Source organism: Synechococcus sp. MIT S9504 (assembly GCF_047497135.1).
In the GTDB taxonomy this organism is placed as follows: Bacteria; Cyanobacteriota; Cyanobacteriia; order PCC-6307; family Cyanobiaceae; genus Synechococcus_C.
Genome location: NZ_CP138942.1, coordinates 523969 through 539635, shown reverse-complemented (window position 1 = coordinate 539635; position 15667 = coordinate 523969). Strand labels below are relative to the sequence as shown.

Sequence of the window (15667 nt, the reverse complement as noted above, 5' to 3'; positions counted from 1 at the left end):
GCAGCGCTTCTTTGGCTCAGTCGGTCAGCGGCTTAGAAGGATCGGTTTCCTCCACTTCCCCCTGGAAGACACGACTGGCGAATACATCTGCTGCTTCGATGGTGATCAGAGCTTCACGACTGAGAGGTTGACCGCGACTTGAGAACAAGCGATTGGCATGGCGCAGACGCAGACGATCGAGGGCGTTGCGAATGGAGCGTGCATTGGCGAAGAAGGGCAATTGACGCCGCCTGCTGATGTAGCTCTCAAACGCTGCAACCGCTGCGTCACTGAATCGATACTGCTGTTGTTCCAGCAACAGTTCGGCGATCGCCATCAATTCACTCTGGCTGTAATCAGGAAAATCGATGTGATGAGCAACCCTTGAGGACAGTCCAGGATTGGATTGATAAAAAGCTGTCATCCGATCCTTGTAACCAGCAAGTATCACAACAAGATCATTGCGCTGACTCTCCATCTCCTGAAGAAGGATCTCAATCGCTTCAGCTCCATAATCTCGCTCGTTTCCCGGTTTGTAGAGGTAGTAAGCCTCATCAATGAACAGCACGCCTCCCTGCGCGCGTTTGATCATCTCTTTGGTTTTCGGGGCCGTATGCCCCACATATTGACCAACAAGGTCATCCCTGGTGACGGTGATCACTTGACCTTTACGCAGATAGCCGAGGCGATGAAGAATCTGCGAAATCTTCTGCGCAACAGTTGTTTTCCCAGTTCCTGGCTGACCGGTGAACGACATATGAAGACTCGGAGCTTTGCTCACCAAATCCAGGGACTGCCGGGCCTGATCCACCAGCAGCAAAGCGGCGATCTCACGGATTCTGGTTTTGACTGGGCGTAAACCGATCAGCTCGGTGTCCAGGTTCTTGAGAACCTCTCCGACTCCCGAAGCAACAAAGCTGGCTTCAAGATCAATCGATGAGTCCATCAATCGCCGCGGCGAAGGCGTGGTCTGAATCGGTGAGGATCGAATCCTCCGCGTCCTCATCCGGGCGCAAGGTGATGTTCACATAGGTTTTCCCAAAGCTGATGTCGGGATAGCGCTTGCGTACTTCACTGAACTCACCGAGACGATCAAGAAAATCACGGGTGGAGCTGTAGCTGTCGAACTCGAATCGCTTCTCCAGACAGACCGGTCGCTTGCGTTCATTCCAAGGTTCCATCAACAACCTCGAGACCTCTCCGAAACCTAAAGGAGAGCCCCCCTCTGACAGCCCATCAGGCGCTCGGACCAGGATGACGCATAAGCATGGTTAGCCGCCTGCTGCTCTGGGTCCTGGGTATCGAGAGGATTGGGCATCGTTCCGGCAATCGCCGCGTTGGTGACACAGAACATCGACTTCTGAAAGCTGATGCAGATCTGAACATGGGCATCTGCCTGGGCCCGACCATGACGGTCGTACCAGCGGCTGAGCTCCTCGGGAAGATTCCGGTACATGTCCGACATGCACAGACTGGGAGGAATTCCAGCTCCCATGCTCGGCACAGGATCTGCGTAAAGAGCGCCGTATTTGAACAGACTCTGGTCGGCAGCGATCTGACGAGCCTGAGCGTTGTAGGACACCGTTCCCAGAAATGGCATGCCCCGAAAGAACACGGCCTCCACATAGGGGACGGCAACATCAACAAGAAAGGTGAGGCCTGCTTCCGGAGGGAGAACCCAGACGGACTCTCCGCCCACCATGACCTCGTAGGTGATGGGATTACCTGCGGCCGTCACCAGACCATCGCGGATGTGGTGAACCACATCCAGAACGCACGCCACTTCCCCGATGCGATAGCGGCGTGCAAGATCGATGAAAATGTCACTCATCACTCGCCAGAACAGGCCGAGGGCATAGATCGTCGTCATCGACCTGATCGCCTCCGGTGCAAATCCCGGATAAAGGGTGTTAACCAAACGCAGAAGCGGATCCCGCTTGGAACGCAGGGCGATCACGCGGCGGCAAACATCCTGAAAAGGCTCTGAATCGAAATAGGCATCCATCCCACCCGTGCCATGCCAGAACATCGCCTTCTGGCAGTACTCGGCATATTCGAAATTGATGCGATCACCCATCAGGTGTTCCCAAAGTCGTTTGGGGGTGAATCCTTCATGAAAGAAGCGAAACACCGGAAAGGGGTTGAGAAGCTGTGTCTTGCCCTGATAAACAAGATTGCAGCTGTAAGCATCGAGCACGAGCCCGTAGCTCTCGAGCACATTGACCACCTGCAAAAGATGATCCGGTGTGTCAGCAAGCAGCGGGGTATCCGAGAGCAGACGCCTTATCAACTCCTCCTGATCGGGAAGCGTGGGTTCGGTGGCTTGAGGTCGGGAGGTGGTGGTCATGAAAGTCCTCCAGGCTGAACCAGTGTGGCGAGTTCACTGAGCTGAGCGGTCGCTGGCTGGCTCAGGCCCACAAGCAGATTGGGCACGACACCAAGCAGAAGGATCAGCAAAGACATCGAAAGTGCGGGGATCTGCTGAGCGAAGGGCACCTGATTCAGAATTTTGGGATTCTGATTGACGCCTGGAGCCACGGCAAGACGACCGAAGAAGGCACGGTTGACCAGCAGCAGGAAATACACAGCCGTGAGACCTGAACCGACCATGGACAGAAGGGTGGCCACAGGGAACATCTCGAAACTGCCCTTGAACACCAGGAACTCTGAAATGAAACCGGCCATGCCGGGGATGCCTGCGCTGGCCATCACGCCGATGATCATCAGTGTGCCGGTGAGTGGGAGGCCACGCTGAGGATTCAGCAGCCCCCTCAGCACATTCAAATCACGAGTTCCGGTGCGCTCATACACGACTCCAACGGCAAGGAAAAGAATCGCAGAGATCAAACCGTGACTGACCATCTGGAACAGCGCGCCGATTAATGCAAGGGGTGTGGCCGCAGCGGCGGCCAGCAGCACATAGCCCATATGGCCCACGGAGCTGTAGGCCACCATCCGCTTCATGTCGGTCTGGGCGATGGCTGCCAGGGATCCATACAACACCGAAACGGCAGCCCAGCCGGCCAGCCAAGGAGCAGCCACGGACCACGCCTCCGGAAAGAGACCGAGACAGAACCGCAGCAGGCCATAGGTGCCCAGCTTGAGCAACACCCCGGCCAGCAAGACGGAAACAGGGGTGGAAGCCTCGGTATGTGCGTCGGGAAGCCAGGTGTGGAAAGGAAAAAGAGGAATTTTGATCCCGAAGCCGATCAGCAGACAGGTCATCAGCACCAGCTGACTGGCCAGTCCCATCTGAGCCGTGAGGATCGGCCGGATTCCGAAATCAACGCTCCCAGTGACCAAGGCGATCCCCAGGAAAGCTGCCAAAATCAGCACGCCGGACACGGCGGTGACGATCAGGAACTTGGTGGAGGCATAAGCCCTGTTGGCGCCACCCCAGATAGCGATGAGCAGCCAGAGAGGGATCAGTTCCAGTTCATAGAACAGGAAGAAGAGCAGAAGGTTCTGAGCAAGAAAGGCTCCATTCACCGCTCCACTGATCACCAGCAGAAGGGCGAAATAGACGCGGGGGCGATTCTCAACGGAGCGCGAAGCAGCGGCTGCCACGAGGCAGAGCACCCCATTCATCAGCACAAGCGGGAGCGACAGACCATCAACTCCGAGGCTGAATTCAAGGCCCATCTGCGGAAGCCAGGGAAGAATCTCCACCAGCTGCTGGCCCGGCTCGACAGCCGAAAAGGGGATCAGCAGAGCAAAACTGAGCAGGCACTGGACCGCGAGAGTGACCAGGGTGAAGGTGCGACTGCGACCGACACTCTCGGAATTGTCGGAGCTATCTGCACCTGGCAGAACACAGATGAGGAGTGCACCGAGAAAGGGGATCAGGAGAAGAATCGTCAGCATGATGACCTCACTGCAGAACCCAGCTCAAAGACATGAGCAGCAGCACGATGGCGCCGATCACAGTGAGCACATACGACTGGGTCTGACCACTGATGCTCAGCTTCAGGCCTTCGGCACTCGACAGGGAGAAGCGTGCCAGACCATGCAGCACACCATCAACGACATTGCGGTCAAACCAGCCGGCGAGCTGCGAGAAGGTGGCCACCACATTAACGATGGTGACTCTGTAGAAACGCTCGGTGTAGAAGTCGTAGGCGAGCAGATCCTGAAACCAGCGAAGAATCGGATTGAGTGAGCGTGACCAGGCTTTGTTGAGTGGAACAAGAGCCCCAGCAAGCAAACCGACAACACCACTGGAGACCACCAGAGCAGCGGCCCAGAAAGGGAAGGCCAGCAGACCATCGAGAGATTCCAGACGGATCAGCAGGAACGGAGTCAGCACCACGATCACAGTGAGCGCCACCATCGGCAGTGCCATCTGCCAGTTGACCTCCGCCGCCCGGCGGGTCTTGGCGAGCGACGGACCAAGGAACACCAGGCGGAACACCCTGGTGAGATTCAACGCTGTGAGGGCATTGGTGATCAGGAACACCGGCACGAACACCACCGCTCTTGCCCCGACCAGCTCGACAGCCTGTGCCAGGCAGAGGAATCCTCCAAGTGGAAGCAACCCGACCAGCCCGGCTCCACCGACCAGAAAAGAGCCTGTGGTGGCGGGCATGCGACTGCCCAGTCCGCCGAGTTCGGTGATGTCCTGACAGTTGGTCGAGGCGATCACCCCCCCCACACTCATCGACAGAAGAGCCTTCGAAACGGCATGGGCATAGAGCAGCAGCAGTGCAAGCACCGGCACCTGCAGAGAAATGGCGATGAACACCAGACCGAGATAAGCCGTCGTGGAGTACGACAGCGTGCGCTTGATATCAACCTGGGCGATCGAGACCAAGGACCCGCCGATGGCGCTGATGGTGCCGATCACCTGAAGCACCACCAGGGTGACCGGCGCGTGCTGCAGCAAGGGCATGACCTTCAGCAGCACGATTGCACCACAGGTCACAACAACGGAATTGCGCAGAATCGATGCAGGGTTGGGGCCCTCCATGGCCTCGTCTAGCCAGAGGTGCATGGGGAACTGGGCACATTTACCGGTTGGACCAGCGACCAGTCCCAGACCCAGAAGCGTCGCAGCCAACGGCGTAAGGGTGTCCTGGGCCGACCAGCTGTAAAGGTCATCAAAGCCCGTGACTCCTGACCAGGCGGTGAGGGCCACCACACTCATCAACAGCATTACATCACCGACGCGTTTGGTCAGAAAGGCGTCGCGGGCTGCGGTGACCACCAGCGGCTGGGCATACCAGAAGCCCACCAGCAGATAGGTGGACAGGGTGAGCATCTCCAGCAGGAAATAGCTCTGAAACAGGGAATCGCTCAGCACAACTCCCGACATGGCGCCTTCAAAGAAGCCGAGCAGGGCAAAGAAACGAGCCAGGGCCCATTCCTTGTCGAGGTACCCCAGCGAATAGATCTGGGAGAGAAGGCTCAGGCCTGTGATCAGCTCAAGAGCGGAAACATTGGTGAGCGAAAGGCTGAAGCTGATCTCAAGATTCAGATCACCCACAGTGAGCCAGGGCATGCCGATCACGGCAGGACCATTGGCCATGACATCCCTGAGCACAAGACTGCCGTGAACCACGGCGAGCAACGTCAGCAGGATGTTCAGATACGCCGGAGGACGATGGGCATCTCTACGGAACCAGCCGAAGGCCCAGGGCAGTGACACGAGCATCCCGGCGAATCCATAGAGAGGAATCAACCAGGCGGTCTGAAGTGGCAGCGAAAGAGCTGTAGTCAAAAGCAACGAGACCTGAAGGGCCGTTGTGGTGCGTGTTGGCCGCGGAATCTAGTCCGAAATGATGCACGCGGACGTTATTGATCAACTGCGCCGTCGCACATTGGTAGGCACGAGTGCAGGCTCAACCTCCTGGTGGGGCCGGGCAATGATATGCGCCGCAACAAGGCCGTCACCGACCCGCTCACAGGCATCGGCGCCGGCACGCACAGCAGCGTTCACAGCACCGGTCTCACCGCGAACCATCACAGTGACGTAGCCACCACCGACATATTCACGGCTGACCAGTTGCACTTCGGCGGCCTTGGTCATGGCGTCAGCAGCCTCGATGGCCGGCACCATGCCACGGGTTTCGATCATGCCGAGGGCGATTCCCTTCACGGAAGGTTCTGGAGCAGACGTGAGGGACTTGGAGGCGCGACCGGACCCGGACGAGCCTGAAGAGGATGAGGCGCGACGGCTGCTGCCGCCCCTTGCAGCCAAGGATCGGCTGGCGCCGGACCGTGCTGGGGTGCTGCGACGGGTGGTTGTGGAGCGGCTGCTGGCGACGGGAGTCACATCCACCGTTGCCGAAGAGGCTGCGGAATCAGAGCTGGCCGCGACGGCTTCGGATGCAGTGCCAGTGCTTTTCTTCGCCCCCGTGGACACCTGGCCGGAGGCCTTTGCAGGCGCTGATGTCGTTGATGCTGCAGCGGCGGATGCGGAGGAGCGACGACGGGGAGCTGGGCTGGCCATGGGAAGAGATCAGAAGGATGGGGGGAAGGACGGAAAGCGGTCAGTTACCCATCCGGCATCCAGTGGTCGATGATTCCACCGATCGTCAGATCCGTGAGAACAGTGCTGTTGGGACAGGCAAATCGTGCTGCCGAGCCACTGGCGGTGAACACCCAGTTGCCCTCCCTTGCTCCGACAGGATCAACGGCAACGAGCTTTTTTCCTTTGTTGTTCCTGAGAACACGCAGATGCATGTGATCCAGCCCCGCGACGCGATAGGAGCAGACAAGGGTTCCCATGACCTGCATGATCTCCATCAGGAGGCCTCTCCAGGTTTGGGGGTTGGGGAGGGATTGGAGGTCGCAGGAGCGGAGGGCACTGATGACGACGCCTTGGGTGGATCGACTTCCCAGTGGTCAATGATTCCCACGATGGTGAGATCACTGGGGTAGGACTTGCTGCCCGCCGCCTCGCGCGCAGCGGAGCTGCCAACAACGATCACCCAGTCGCCGGGCTTGGCCCCAACTGCATCCACCGCCACTTTCTTGGTGCTGCCGTCCAGCACCACCTGGAGATGCTTGTGCTCGAAATCCGGAATCCGGTTGGTTGAGACGAGCGGCTTCAGGACCTTGACAATCAGCATGGTCAGTGAGCCTCCTGCTGGACGGGATCGAGTGTGGAACCTACTGCCAACGCCGGGTGTGGCTGGTCACGGTCGCGAATGGTCAGAAGGGTGTGAAGAAGACCGTCATTGACGAGCGTCGAATAACGCTCATCGATGGCCTTCTGGATTCGCTGACAATCGGCGATGGCGCGCTCCCTGGCACCGGGAACCTTGCCCGAGTAGTCAAAGCGCACGACAACCGGAATCGGCAGATCGCGAGCCACATTGAGGCCCTTGAAGATTTTCACACCCACATCAAGATCCGGCGCTCCCTGCTCAACGGTGTCGAGATGGGCGAAATAGGTGAGGTTGCGAAGGTGCACCTCCTTGAAGCCGATGCCGACCCCGATGAAACGCTCCGCATGCCCTGCATCCGGGTAAGGACCGTGATGCAGCGAGCGGACATAGTCCTGCTGGGAGATGTTGCTGACAAGCAGCCGTGTGATGAACCTGACCATGCCCTCATCGGGAGCAGAAGACACATGGGTCTGCACAGCGGCCTGGACGGCATCCCTCGCCTGCTGCACCGTCAGCGGGGAAGTGCTTTCGTACAGCGCCCGGGCACAGAGCCACTGATCCAGAAGGATCTCACCGTTGTGATCGGGAACATGAACCCGGATGGCATCGGTGTCGGTGTCCAGGCCGACCAGGAGCAGGTCAACCGAAGCGCCACAGCAGAAGCTGTTCTCAACCGCTTCACGGAAGTCATGCAGACGCTGCAGACCCGAAGCAGCCGCCAGTGAGTCATCACTTCCGTGCGCAGCACAGCCCTGATGCGTCGGATCGAGGGAACTGAAGTGGTACGCCACCACCTTCAGATAGCGCGTCGGAGCATGCGCTTCATTGGGAACCTGCTCGCGGAAACGGCGATGCTCGGTCTTGATCCAGCGATTGACGGTGTTCTCAACATCGAACATGGCGCCGGCATGCGAGCGACGGCGCACAGCGCTGAAGGGAATGCGCAGGGCGTAGGCGATGGTGTGCGCCAGCCGGCCGTCAGCGCAGGGAGTCACATCCAGCAGATGGAATCCGCAGTCGAGAAGGAACGCATTGAACTCCTCCGAGGCCTGACTACCTGATGCCGCCTCCAGGGGATCGTCCTGGAAAAAACGCTCACTGAAGAGCTGATGCGACTGAAACACACACCAGGCGAACAGGGCTCTCATGTCCAGGGGTCTCACCCAGGACTTCTCCAGGATGTGATCGGGAAGGTCAAACCCAAGCTCGGAGCGGGCAAGGCGCTGAGCCTGTGCCAGAAAGTCAGGTTCATGCTGAAGAGCCGACACCCGCTTCAGCAGGGGCACGATCCGGTCGAAGCGACCTTTGACGTCAAGCTCGTAATCCCTGAGCCGGTCGTTAGCCGCCTGATCGGTCAGTGGATGGGTGTCCACCGACCAGGGAAGGGAGGTTCTGCTGAGGTTGACGGCAACAGCGTTTCCGGACTCTCCACGCTTGAGCCTGGCTTGCTTCAGGGGTTTGGGGCGACGGCGATCCGCCTGAGACCGGATGCGACTTCCGGAAACGGCTCCAGCGTTCGGAAGAGCCGCTTTTCCTGATGCAGCCAGTGCCTGACGACGCTGCAAAGTGGTTTGCCGCGTTGTGCTGCCGAGCAGTGAACTGGATTCCGCTGGATTACTGACTTCAGGAGCGGGGGCCCGCTGAGCAAGCGATTCCTGGAGCTGGCGCCGGGTTGGAGCAGTGGGCGCAAGAGGTCGCCCGCCACGGGGAGGCATGGAGCGAACCATTCGCGAATCAGCCCCTTGCGCCGCCGGAGACGGTGATCAATGAGCCTTTGTCGGTGTTGCCGTGGGAACCGGTCACCCGGCAGACCGGCCACTCGGCCTGCTCGTTGCGCTTGCGCTCGAACGGAGCCATGGCACCCATGGGACCGGGACGGCTGGGATTGCGACGGCGGGCTGAAGCGCCTTCGGTTCCGGTGACATGCTCACCACGGTCCCAGTCATCACCGGTGACCTTGGTGGAGGAACCCTCACCGGTGACGCGGGAGGAGGGTTGATCAGCCGGTTCACTGACAACAGCCACGGTGGGCTGGAACTGGCGACGCTGGAAGTCACGGTTATCGAAGCGGAACTGCTCCGTTCCTGTCACCTTGCCGCCGGCCATGTCGAAGGGCCCGGTGATGCGGTTGCCCTGTTCATAGGAGGTTCCGGTGACGGAACCCTGGGCATCACGCTGCTGTTGAGCGGCACGCGCCGGTGACATCACGCTGAAACGGGTCCATGCGGCACCCTCTGGGGATTGTCCGTGGGTATCGGTTCCGGCAGGGGCATCGGCACCACAGGCCGCTGCGAGCTGATCGGCGCCCACATAAGGAGTTCCGGTGACCGCTTCGCAGGCACCACGCTTGTCACCAGTCATCACACCACCGACACCGGGCTGGATGCCGGTCATGGCTGCGGAGGGAGTACCGGGACGCACAGGCGTGCGCTCGCGGATCGCCTGAACAGCTGGGGTTCCACAATGCTGACCGGCCTGTTCGAGACCTGCATAGGGCGTGCCGGTCACGGCCTGACAGCTGCCGGGCTCATCTCCGGTCACACGCTCGGAGCGACCGGTTCGTGTGCCACTGACGACCTGGTTGCGATTGGTGATGCTGAAGCCGACCTTGGCCGCTTCAGGATCAGGATTCGTGCCGCAGAAGCCGTTGACCTGCTCGGAACTGATGTACTGGTCACCGGTGACGCGATGACAGGACCCGAACTCGTCGCCGGTCACCTGGGAGGAGCGACCAACCAGGGTGCCGGTGACACCGGTCCCTGAGAGGGTGGCGGACAGGCCGACCTTGGTCGCAGGCCGACCATCGGGAAGAGGGTCGGAACCGAGATACTGATCACCGGTGAGACTGCGACTGGCACCTGCTTCGTCGCCGGTGACACTGGCGGAACGGCCCACCATCACACCACTCACCGGGCGGCCTTCAAGAGTGAGGCTGTGGCCGACCTTGCGCGGTGATGGGTTGGATCCGCCGCAATAGGCTGCAGCCTGATTGGCGGAAATGTATTCCGTGCCGGTCACGCTCTTGCAGGTACCAGGCTCATCACCGGTGACCTTGCCCGACCGACCGACTTCGTTGCCGGTCACCCGGTTGCCGTGACTGGTGGAGGTGACGCGCACCTTGGCTGGGGTGGTGGGCTCCGGAGCCTGTTGGCAGAAGGTCTGGAAGACCTCAGCTCCGAGGTACTCGGTGCCGGTGATCGAGCGGCAGGTGCTGGCTTCGTTGCCGGTGGTCTTGACCGAGCGGTTGGCCTGGGTGCCGGTCACGGTCTGACCGGTGGTTGTGGTGCTTTCGCCGACTTTCCAGTGCGCATCAGCTGCAGCGGCCTGCTTGGCGCCATGGCGATTGGGGCCGCACGGGCGGGTGACACCGGCGTTCTGCTTGCTGATGGCACCGGCTTTGGCCCGCAGCTCGCGCACCTGTTGAGCAATCTCCCGGCTGGAGAGATCGGGGTTGGCCTGACGCGCAACCGCAGCAGCACTGGTGGGCTGCTTGCCTGCGGTTTTGCCATGTTTAGACATGGCTTCACGACGCGCCAGCACTAGGGCCCGACTGGGATTTTCGATCGAGCGCCTCTTGGGAGTGGTTTTGCGTCGCTCGAGACCGGATCGGCCTGCACCGGAGCGAGGAGTCAGCTCGACAGTGACGGCGGGACGTTCGACTTTTTCAGGAGCAGCAACGGGAGCTTCTCGGGCTACATCAGCACGGTTGCGATCCCGACTGGAAGACGCAGACTTGCCTCGACGGGAGAGTGCTTCACGGCGGGAGAGCACCAGTTCGCGGCTGGGATGACGCTGCGCTTTCCCCTGGGGGCTGCGTGAGGGAGCCGCGGTTCGGGTCAGCGAGACCGGGGATTGCGCAACGCTGGCGACAGGAGTTGAGGTCGCAGGCTGAACCGCGTTTGTGGCATCGGTGCGAGTTGGACGGGCATCACTGGCCGACCTGATCCGATTATTTCCACCGAGGGCAGCGGACGCTTTCTTCCCCGAGGTGGTCAGCGCTCTGCGGCGCTCAAGTGCGAGTTCTCGACTGGAAAGTCTTGCCATGTCCGCCCGGTGAAGTCGTCAAAAAGCTGGGGGCGCTGCCCCCGTTAAAAACTGGAGCCCTGAACAGGAATCAGGGCTCGGAACCAAGAGTTCGAAGGATCAGCGTCCTTCGAAAACCACGAAGCAGGCACCCTGGCTCTGGGTGTAGGCGTCGTAACCGACGATGCGCACGTGGTGGTCGGGGTAGGCGCGATGGCAGGCCTCGAGCTCACTCACGACAACATTGAGATCCTTCTCGCCGAAGAAGGGAAGTTTCCAATAGGACCAGTAGGTGGCCATGGAGTTGCTGGGGTGGACATGCTCGATGAGCGGGCTCCAGCCCTGGGCGATGATGTAGGCGATCTGGTCGTAGATCTCGTCCTGGGTCATCGGCGGAAGAAAGCCGAAGGTCTCCAGGGTGGCGACTGTTTTGTAGTCACCCACGGTGCTCTGGAAAGGCATGGGGGTCCTGGGTGTAAGTAAAAGGTGTGGCCGGTCGCTGAAACCGGCCGGGGTTGTGATCAGCTCTGAACGTCGAGCTTGTCGACGGTGTCGAACTCGAACTTGATCTCCTTCCAGGTCTCGAGGGCGATGGCCAGCTCAGGGCTGTGCTTTCCTGCTTCCAGGAGGATGTCACGGCTTTCCTTCTCGATCTCGCGACCGGCATTGCGTGCCTTGACGCAGGCTTCGAGAGCCACGCGGTTGGCAGCTGCACCTGCAGCGGAGCCCCAGGGGTGACCGTGGGTACCACCACCGAACTGCAGAACGGAGTCGTCACCGAAAATCGCCACCAGTGCGGGCATGTGCCACACGTGAATACCACCGGAAGCAACGGCGAACACACCGGGCATGGAACCCCAGTCCTGATCGAAGAAGTTGCCGCGGCTGCGGTCTTCAGGCACGAAGGATTCGCGCAGCTGGTCGATGTAGCCGAGGGTGGTCTGACGATCACCTTCCAGCTTTCCGACAACAGTGCCGGTGTGGAGCTGGTCACCACCGGACAGACGCAGACACTTGGCGAGAACGCGGAAGTGGATGCCGTGCTTGGGATGACGGTCAATCACCGCGTGCATGGCGCGGTGGATGTGAAGCAGCATGCCGTTCTTGCGGCACCACTTCGACAGACCGGTGTTGGCAGTGAAGCCGCCGGTGATGAAGTCGTGCATGATGATCGGCATTCCGAGTTCCTTGGCGAACTCGGCGCGCTCGTACATCTCCTCGGGAGTGTTGGCGGTCACATTCAGATAGTGACCCTTGCGCTCACCGGTCTCCTGCTCGGACAGCTTGATGGCTTCCGCAACGAATTCGAAGCGGTTCTGCCAGCGCTGGAAGGGCTGGGAGTTGATGTTTTCGTCGTCCTTGGTGAAGTCCAGACCACCGCGCAAGCACTCGTAGACAACACGGCCATAGTTCTTGCCGCTCAGGCCGAGTTTCGGCTTAATCGTGCAGCCCAGCAGAGGACGCCCGTACTTGTTCATCCGGTCGCGCTCGACGCAGATACCGTTCGGGGGGCCGTAGCAGCTCTTGATGAATGCGATCGGGAAGCGGATATCCTCCAGACGCAGGTGGCGAAGAGCCTTGAAACCGAACACGTTGCCGACCAGAGAGGTCAGAACGTTGGTGATGGAGCCTTCCTCGAACAGGTCGAGGGGATAGGCGATGAAGGCATAGAAGGATTCCTTGTCACCAGGAACATCTTCGATGCGATAGCAGCGGCCCTTGTAGAACTCGAGATCGGTGAGGAGCTCGGACCACACGGTGGACCAGGTGCCTGTGGAGGATTCGGCAGCCACAGCAGCGGCGACCTCTTCCTTGGGTACACCTTCCTGGCCGGTGCACTTGAAGCAGGCCAGCAGGTCGGTGTCTAGGGGGACGTAATCAGGAGTCCAGTAAGTGTCTCTGTACTCCTTTACCCCGGCGTCGTACTTCTTGCTCATAAGAAAACTCCGTTAAGTCGTTGAAGGCGCGTGAGTTGATGGAACCTCGAATTTCAGAGGCTCAGCCCGTCTCAGTCCTTCTGACCAAGGAAGTTGCCGTTGCCTAGTGCAGGCTCCACTTCGCGGTGGGGGCGGGCAATGATGTGAGCGGCAACGAGGCCGTCGCCAACGCGCTCACAGGCATCGGCGCCAGCACGCACAGCAGCGTTCACAGCGCCGGTTTCGCCGCGCACCAGAACGGTGACATAACCGCCACCGACGAACTCACGACCGATCAGACGCACTTCGGCAGCCTTGGTCATGGCGTCAGCCGCTTCGATCGCTGGAACGAGGCCGCGTGTCTCGATCATGCCGAGAGCGATGCCCATGGTTTCGTTTGCCATTACCTACCGGGAATAGGGGGGGGATGTTCGCCGGTGAGACTGCTCTGCCAGAGGGCGACCCGTCAAGACCTAATGCGCTTTCTCTGGATCACTGTCCGTAGTGAACCTGATAAGCGCTGCTGATCACCCTGTCAGGGACTGATCTAAAACGCTGTGCATCTCAGCGTCAGCGGGCCCACACAAGCGATGGCAGAACCGGGAAAGGTTCATAGCGTTACCAGCGGATACCTGAAAATCCGGGCTTTCCGGGTGGGATGTTCAACCTGTTCAGGTCTCCGCTGACGACTGAAGTTCAGAAGACCTACACCTGATCACACACAATGGTGCTCCCCATCCGGAGCCGCGCTTTGCGCACGCTGATCATCGCCAGCGGCAATCCCCACAAGGTTGCTGAGATTGAGTCGATGCTCGGGCCGATTGACCTGGAGGTTCAGCGACAACCCGCCGATCTCGATGTCGAGGAGACAGGGAGCACATACCTTGAGAACGCTCGTCTCAAGGCCACCGCCGCAGCGGCGAGAACAGGATGCTGGGCACTTGCCGACGACTCAGGCCTTGAAGTTGATGCTCTTGACGGAGCTCCGGGTCTCTACACAGCGCGACTCGCCGCCAGCGATGCGGAGAAGCTGTCGAAGCTGATGCAGGCAATGACAGACGTTCCCTATCGGAGTGCTCGTTTCCGAAGTGCCATGGTGCTCTGCTCACCTGATGGTGAGTGCGATGAGCAGTCAGAGGGAATCTGCTGGGGTGAACTTCTCAGCCAACCCGCCTATGCCGGAGGTGGCATCGAATCCCTGTTCTGGGTGCGAGAGGCCGGATGCAGTTACGGAGAGCTGAACCCTTCTCAGCTGTCGAAGCTGGGCAGCCGAGGCAAAGCCGCGCGTGCCCTGGCACCCGGGCTGCGCAGGAGGCTGCAGCTGGATTGAACGCTCAGCGCAGTGCAGTGCTGCGGTTCACGATTTCAATTGCACGCATGGCCGCGGCCGCAGCCTCCTCCACATCACCTTCACGTCCCGCCAGGGTGAGACGTCCAAAGGCTCCGACCGCCTTCACATCGACAAGCGTGATGTTGGAGGCCTTTTCCGCTTCATTCGCGGCAATCAGCACATAGCCGGCGGGTTCGGTCTCCAGGATGAACATGCTCATGCCCGCCTCGATCATCGAGCCACGGCGGTTCTGGCGATTGATCAGCACGGCATGGTCAGGGGTGATGGCCCTGATCACTTCCGTCCAGCTCACTTCGGCGGGATTCCGCTGCTCGATGGAACTGCCGATGGCCTCCAGAACCACATCGCCGGAGTGAAGCACCGTGCTCTGATCTCTGTGGTAAAGAGCCATGGAACCAAAGGCCCGCTCCACCACCATCTGACCGAGACGGACATTGCTGGCTTTCAGGGCAATGTCGGTGACACGGTGCACGGCCATACCTGGTGAAACCTCCATCCAGAGGCAGGCATCGCCGGGGATCGGCAGAAATCCCTGACTCACCGATCCCATGTATGCGGCGAGCTGTGGCTGCAGGGAATCGATGAAAACATGGGTGCGCAGCTCGATCGACTGCACATGGCTGTTGCGCCGCTTCAGCCGAATCGATTCCGAATCGGTGGTGACCACGCAGCTTGCACCACTCGCGGAGGAATTCACCTCCGTACCGGTGACGAGAGCGCTTCCGCCAACCCGCCGCTCCCTGGCGTCGAAGCCGGCGAAACGATTCATGGCGCGGATCTTACCGGAAGCCGATCGGGAAACAGTGCGCAAGCGCTTGCACTGCCCGAAACAGCCGATAACTTCAGCCCAATCGCCCGTGAGCCATGGCTTCCGCCCCTAGAAAATCAGAGGAACCTGGCCAGCTCTCCACCGAACTCAATGCCGAACAGGCCCTGGGACTGGTCAGCTACAGCCTGATGCAGCGCCTTGCCCGTGAAGGCCAGACCGAGATGCCTTGGCTCGAAACCGATGACAGCAGCCATGCCGGCATGGTGCGGCAGCTTCGCCAGAGACTTGAACTCACCTCCCTAGCCGTTGACAGCGGCGCCCCACTGACGACAGCGGAAGTGACCTATCTGCTCGGAGCTCGACCCGGAACTGAATCCGTTGAGAGGGGGGGCCTTACAGCCCGTCGTGTCAGCCGCAATGTCTGGCGACTGAGCCGCATGGACGACTCATCAGGGCGAGGCAGCAGCTTCGCGGATGATCGCTTCCGCCGCCGCCTCTGAAGAAGCTTGTTCAAACACTG

At 60.1% G+C, this 15667-nt stretch carries 16 protein-coding genes; 2 read left to right on the top strand and 14 right to left on the bottom strand.

Annotated features, from left to right (window positions below):
* Nucleotides 1-16 precede the first annotated feature (16 nt).
* From cbbX to SIB58_RS02975, 13 genes are all read right to left on the bottom strand, one after another.
* A complete protein-coding gene (cbbX, locus tag SIB58_RS03035; RefSeq protein ID WP_066905727.1) occupies nucleotides 17-925 on the bottom strand; it encodes a CbbX protein in 909 nt (302 codons plus the stop codon).
* Nucleotides 909-1160, bottom strand: a complete 252-nt coding sequence (locus SIB58_RS03030; protein WP_066905729.1) for a 4a-hydroxytetrahydrobiopterin dehydratase — start codon at nucleotides 1158-1160, stop codon at nucleotides 909-911. Before SIB58_RS03030 ends, cbbX begins: the two co-directional genes overlap by 17 nt.
* Nucleotides 1161-1186: 26 nt before the next feature.
* The gene (locus tag SIB58_RS03025; protein WP_066905731.1) at nucleotides 1187-2326 is read right to left on the bottom strand and encodes a CO2 hydration protein; all 1140 of its coding nucleotides are present in this window, start codon (nucleotides 2324-2326) and stop codon (nucleotides 1187-1189) included.
* Nucleotides 2323-3846, bottom strand: coding sequence for an NADH-quinone oxidoreductase subunit M (locus SIB58_RS03020; RefSeq protein WP_066905733.1), 1524 nt, complete (start codon nucleotides 3844-3846; stop codon nucleotides 2323-2325). The genes SIB58_RS03025 and SIB58_RS03020 overlap by 4 nt, the downstream gene beginning before the upstream one ends.
* Before the next feature lie 4 nt (nucleotides 3847-3850).
* Nucleotides 3851-5695 (bottom strand): NAD(P)H-quinone oxidoreductase subunit F, encoded by a 1845-nt coding sequence (locus SIB58_RS03015; RefSeq protein ID WP_067325801.1) that lies wholly within the window; start codon nucleotides 5693-5695, stop codon nucleotides 3851-3853.
* Between the two features lie 81 nt (nucleotides 5696-5776).
* A complete protein-coding gene (locus SIB58_RS03010; RefSeq protein ID WP_066905737.1) occupies nucleotides 5777-6427 on the bottom strand; it encodes a BMC domain-containing protein in 651 nt (216 codons plus the stop codon).
* Nucleotides 6428-6471: 44 nt separating this feature from the next.
* Nucleotides 6472-6723 (bottom strand): carboxysome peptide B, encoded by a 252-nt coding sequence (locus tag SIB58_RS03005; protein WP_066905739.1) that lies wholly within the window; start codon nucleotides 6721-6723, stop codon nucleotides 6472-6474.
* Nucleotides 6723-7049 (bottom strand): carboxysome peptide A, encoded by a 327-nt coding sequence (locus SIB58_RS03000; RefSeq protein ID WP_066905741.1) that lies wholly within the window; start codon nucleotides 7047-7049, stop codon nucleotides 6723-6725. Before SIB58_RS03000 ends, SIB58_RS03005 begins: the two co-directional genes overlap by 1 nt.
* Nucleotides 7050-7051: 2 nt before the next feature.
* On the bottom strand, nucleotides 7052-8815 hold the full coding sequence (locus SIB58_RS02995; protein WP_066905742.1) for a carboxysome shell carbonic anhydrase: 1764 nt from the start codon (nucleotides 8813-8815) through the stop codon (nucleotides 7052-7054).
* Nucleotides 8816-8822: 7 nt separating this feature from the next.
* The gene (locus tag SIB58_RS02990; protein ID WP_066905744.1) at nucleotides 8823-11132 is read right to left on the bottom strand and encodes a CsoS2 family carboxysome shell protein; all 2310 of its coding nucleotides are present in this window, start codon (nucleotides 11130-11132) and stop codon (nucleotides 8823-8825) included.
* Between the two features lie 99 nt (nucleotides 11133-11231).
* Nucleotides 11232-11573 carry a ribulose bisphosphate carboxylase small subunit gene (locus tag SIB58_RS02985; protein ID WP_066905746.1) on the bottom strand — a complete coding sequence of 114 codons (342 nt, stop codon included), beginning with the start codon at nucleotides 11571-11573 and terminating at the stop codon, nucleotides 11232-11234.
* Nucleotides 11574-11632: 59 nt separating this feature from the next.
* Nucleotides 11633-13048 (bottom strand): form I ribulose bisphosphate carboxylase large subunit, encoded by a 1416-nt coding sequence (locus SIB58_RS02980; protein WP_066905748.1) that lies wholly within the window; start codon nucleotides 13046-13048, stop codon nucleotides 11633-11635.
* A gap of 71 nt (nucleotides 13049-13119) precedes the next feature.
* Nucleotides 13120-13431 (bottom strand): BMC domain-containing protein, encoded by a 312-nt coding sequence (locus SIB58_RS02975; RefSeq protein ID WP_006169870.1) that lies wholly within the window; start codon nucleotides 13429-13431, stop codon nucleotides 13120-13122.
* A gap of 320 nt (nucleotides 13432-13751) precedes the next feature.
* Between SIB58_RS02975 and SIB58_RS02970 the strand changes: the two genes are divergently transcribed.
* The gene (locus SIB58_RS02970; protein ID WP_066905750.1) at nucleotides 13752-14357 is read left to right on the top strand and encodes a non-canonical purine NTP pyrophosphatase; all 606 of its coding nucleotides are present in this window, start codon (nucleotides 13752-13754) and stop codon (nucleotides 14355-14357) included.
* A gap of 4 nt (nucleotides 14358-14361) precedes the next feature.
* Here SIB58_RS02970 and SIB58_RS02965 read toward each other — a convergent pair whose 3' ends face one another.
* Nucleotides 14362-15147: a BMC domain-containing protein gene (locus SIB58_RS02965; RefSeq protein ID WP_066906104.1), complete on the bottom strand. Its 786-nt coding sequence runs from the start codon at nucleotides 15145-15147 to the stop codon at nucleotides 14362-14364.
* 95 nt (nucleotides 15148-15242) lie between these two features.
* On the opposite strand from SIB58_RS02965, the gene SIB58_RS02960 reads away from it, so the two are divergent.
* Nucleotides 15243-15647 (top strand): hypothetical protein, encoded by a 405-nt coding sequence (locus tag SIB58_RS02960; RefSeq protein ID WP_066905752.1) that lies wholly within the window; start codon nucleotides 15243-15245, stop codon nucleotides 15645-15647.
* The last annotated feature ends 20 nt before the right edge of the window (nucleotides 15648-15667 follow it).

What these genes read in the sequence shown, in the direction of transcription:
- cbbX (WP_066905727.1), bottom strand. Translation starts at nt 925, where the DNA reads ATGGACTCATCGATTGATCTTGAAGCCAGCTTTGTTGCTTCGGGAGTC.
- SIB58_RS03030 (WP_066905729.1), bottom strand. Translation starts at nt 1,160, where the DNA reads ATGGAACCTTGGAATGAACGCAAGCGACCGGTCTGTCTGGAGAAGCGA.
- SIB58_RS03025 (WP_066905731.1), bottom strand. Translation starts at nt 2,326, where the DNA reads ATGACCACCACCTCCCGACCTCAAGCCACCGAACCCACGCTTCCCGAT.
- SIB58_RS03010 (WP_066905737.1), bottom strand. Translation starts at nt 6,427, where the DNA reads ATGGCCAGCCCAGCTCCCCGTCGTCGCTCCTCCGCATCCGCCGCTGCA.
- SIB58_RS03005 (WP_066905739.1), bottom strand. Translation starts at nt 6,723, where the DNA reads ATGGAGATCATGCAGGTCATGGGAACCCTTGTCTGCTCCTATCGCGTC.
- SIB58_RS03000 (WP_066905741.1), bottom strand. Translation starts at nt 7,049, where the DNA reads ATGCTGATTGTCAAGGTCCTGAAGCCGCTCGTCTCAACCAACCGGATT.
- SIB58_RS02995 (WP_066905742.1), bottom strand. Translation starts at nt 8,815, where the DNA reads ATGGTTCGCTCCATGCCTCCCCGTGGCGGGCGACCTCTTGCGCCCACT.
- SIB58_RS02990 (WP_066905744.1), bottom strand. Translation starts at nt 11,132, where the DNA reads ATGGCAAGACTTTCCAGTCGAGAACTCGCACTTGAGCGCCGCAGAGCG.
- SIB58_RS02985 (WP_066905746.1), bottom strand. Translation starts at nt 11,573, where the DNA reads ATGCCTTTCCAGAGCACCGTGGGTGACTACAAAACAGTCGCCACCCTG.
- SIB58_RS02980 (WP_066905748.1), bottom strand. Translation starts at nt 13,048, where the DNA reads ATGAGCAAGAAGTACGACGCCGGGGTAAAGGAGTACAGAGACACTTAC.
- SIB58_RS02975 (WP_006169870.1), bottom strand. Translation starts at nt 13,431, where the DNA reads ATGGCAAACGAAACCATGGGCATCGCTCTCGGCATGATCGAGACACGC.
- SIB58_RS02970 (WP_066905750.1), top strand. Translation starts at nt 13,752, where the DNA reads ATGGTGCTCCCCATCCGGAGCCGCGCTTTGCGCACGCTGATCATCGCC.
- SIB58_RS02965 (WP_066906104.1), bottom strand. Translation starts at nt 15,147, where the DNA reads ATGAATCGTTTCGCCGGCTTCGACGCCAGGGAGCGGCGGGTTGGCGGA.
- SIB58_RS02960 (WP_066905752.1), top strand. Translation starts at nt 15,243, where the DNA reads ATGGCTTCCGCCCCTAGAAAATCAGAGGAACCTGGCCAGCTCTCCACC.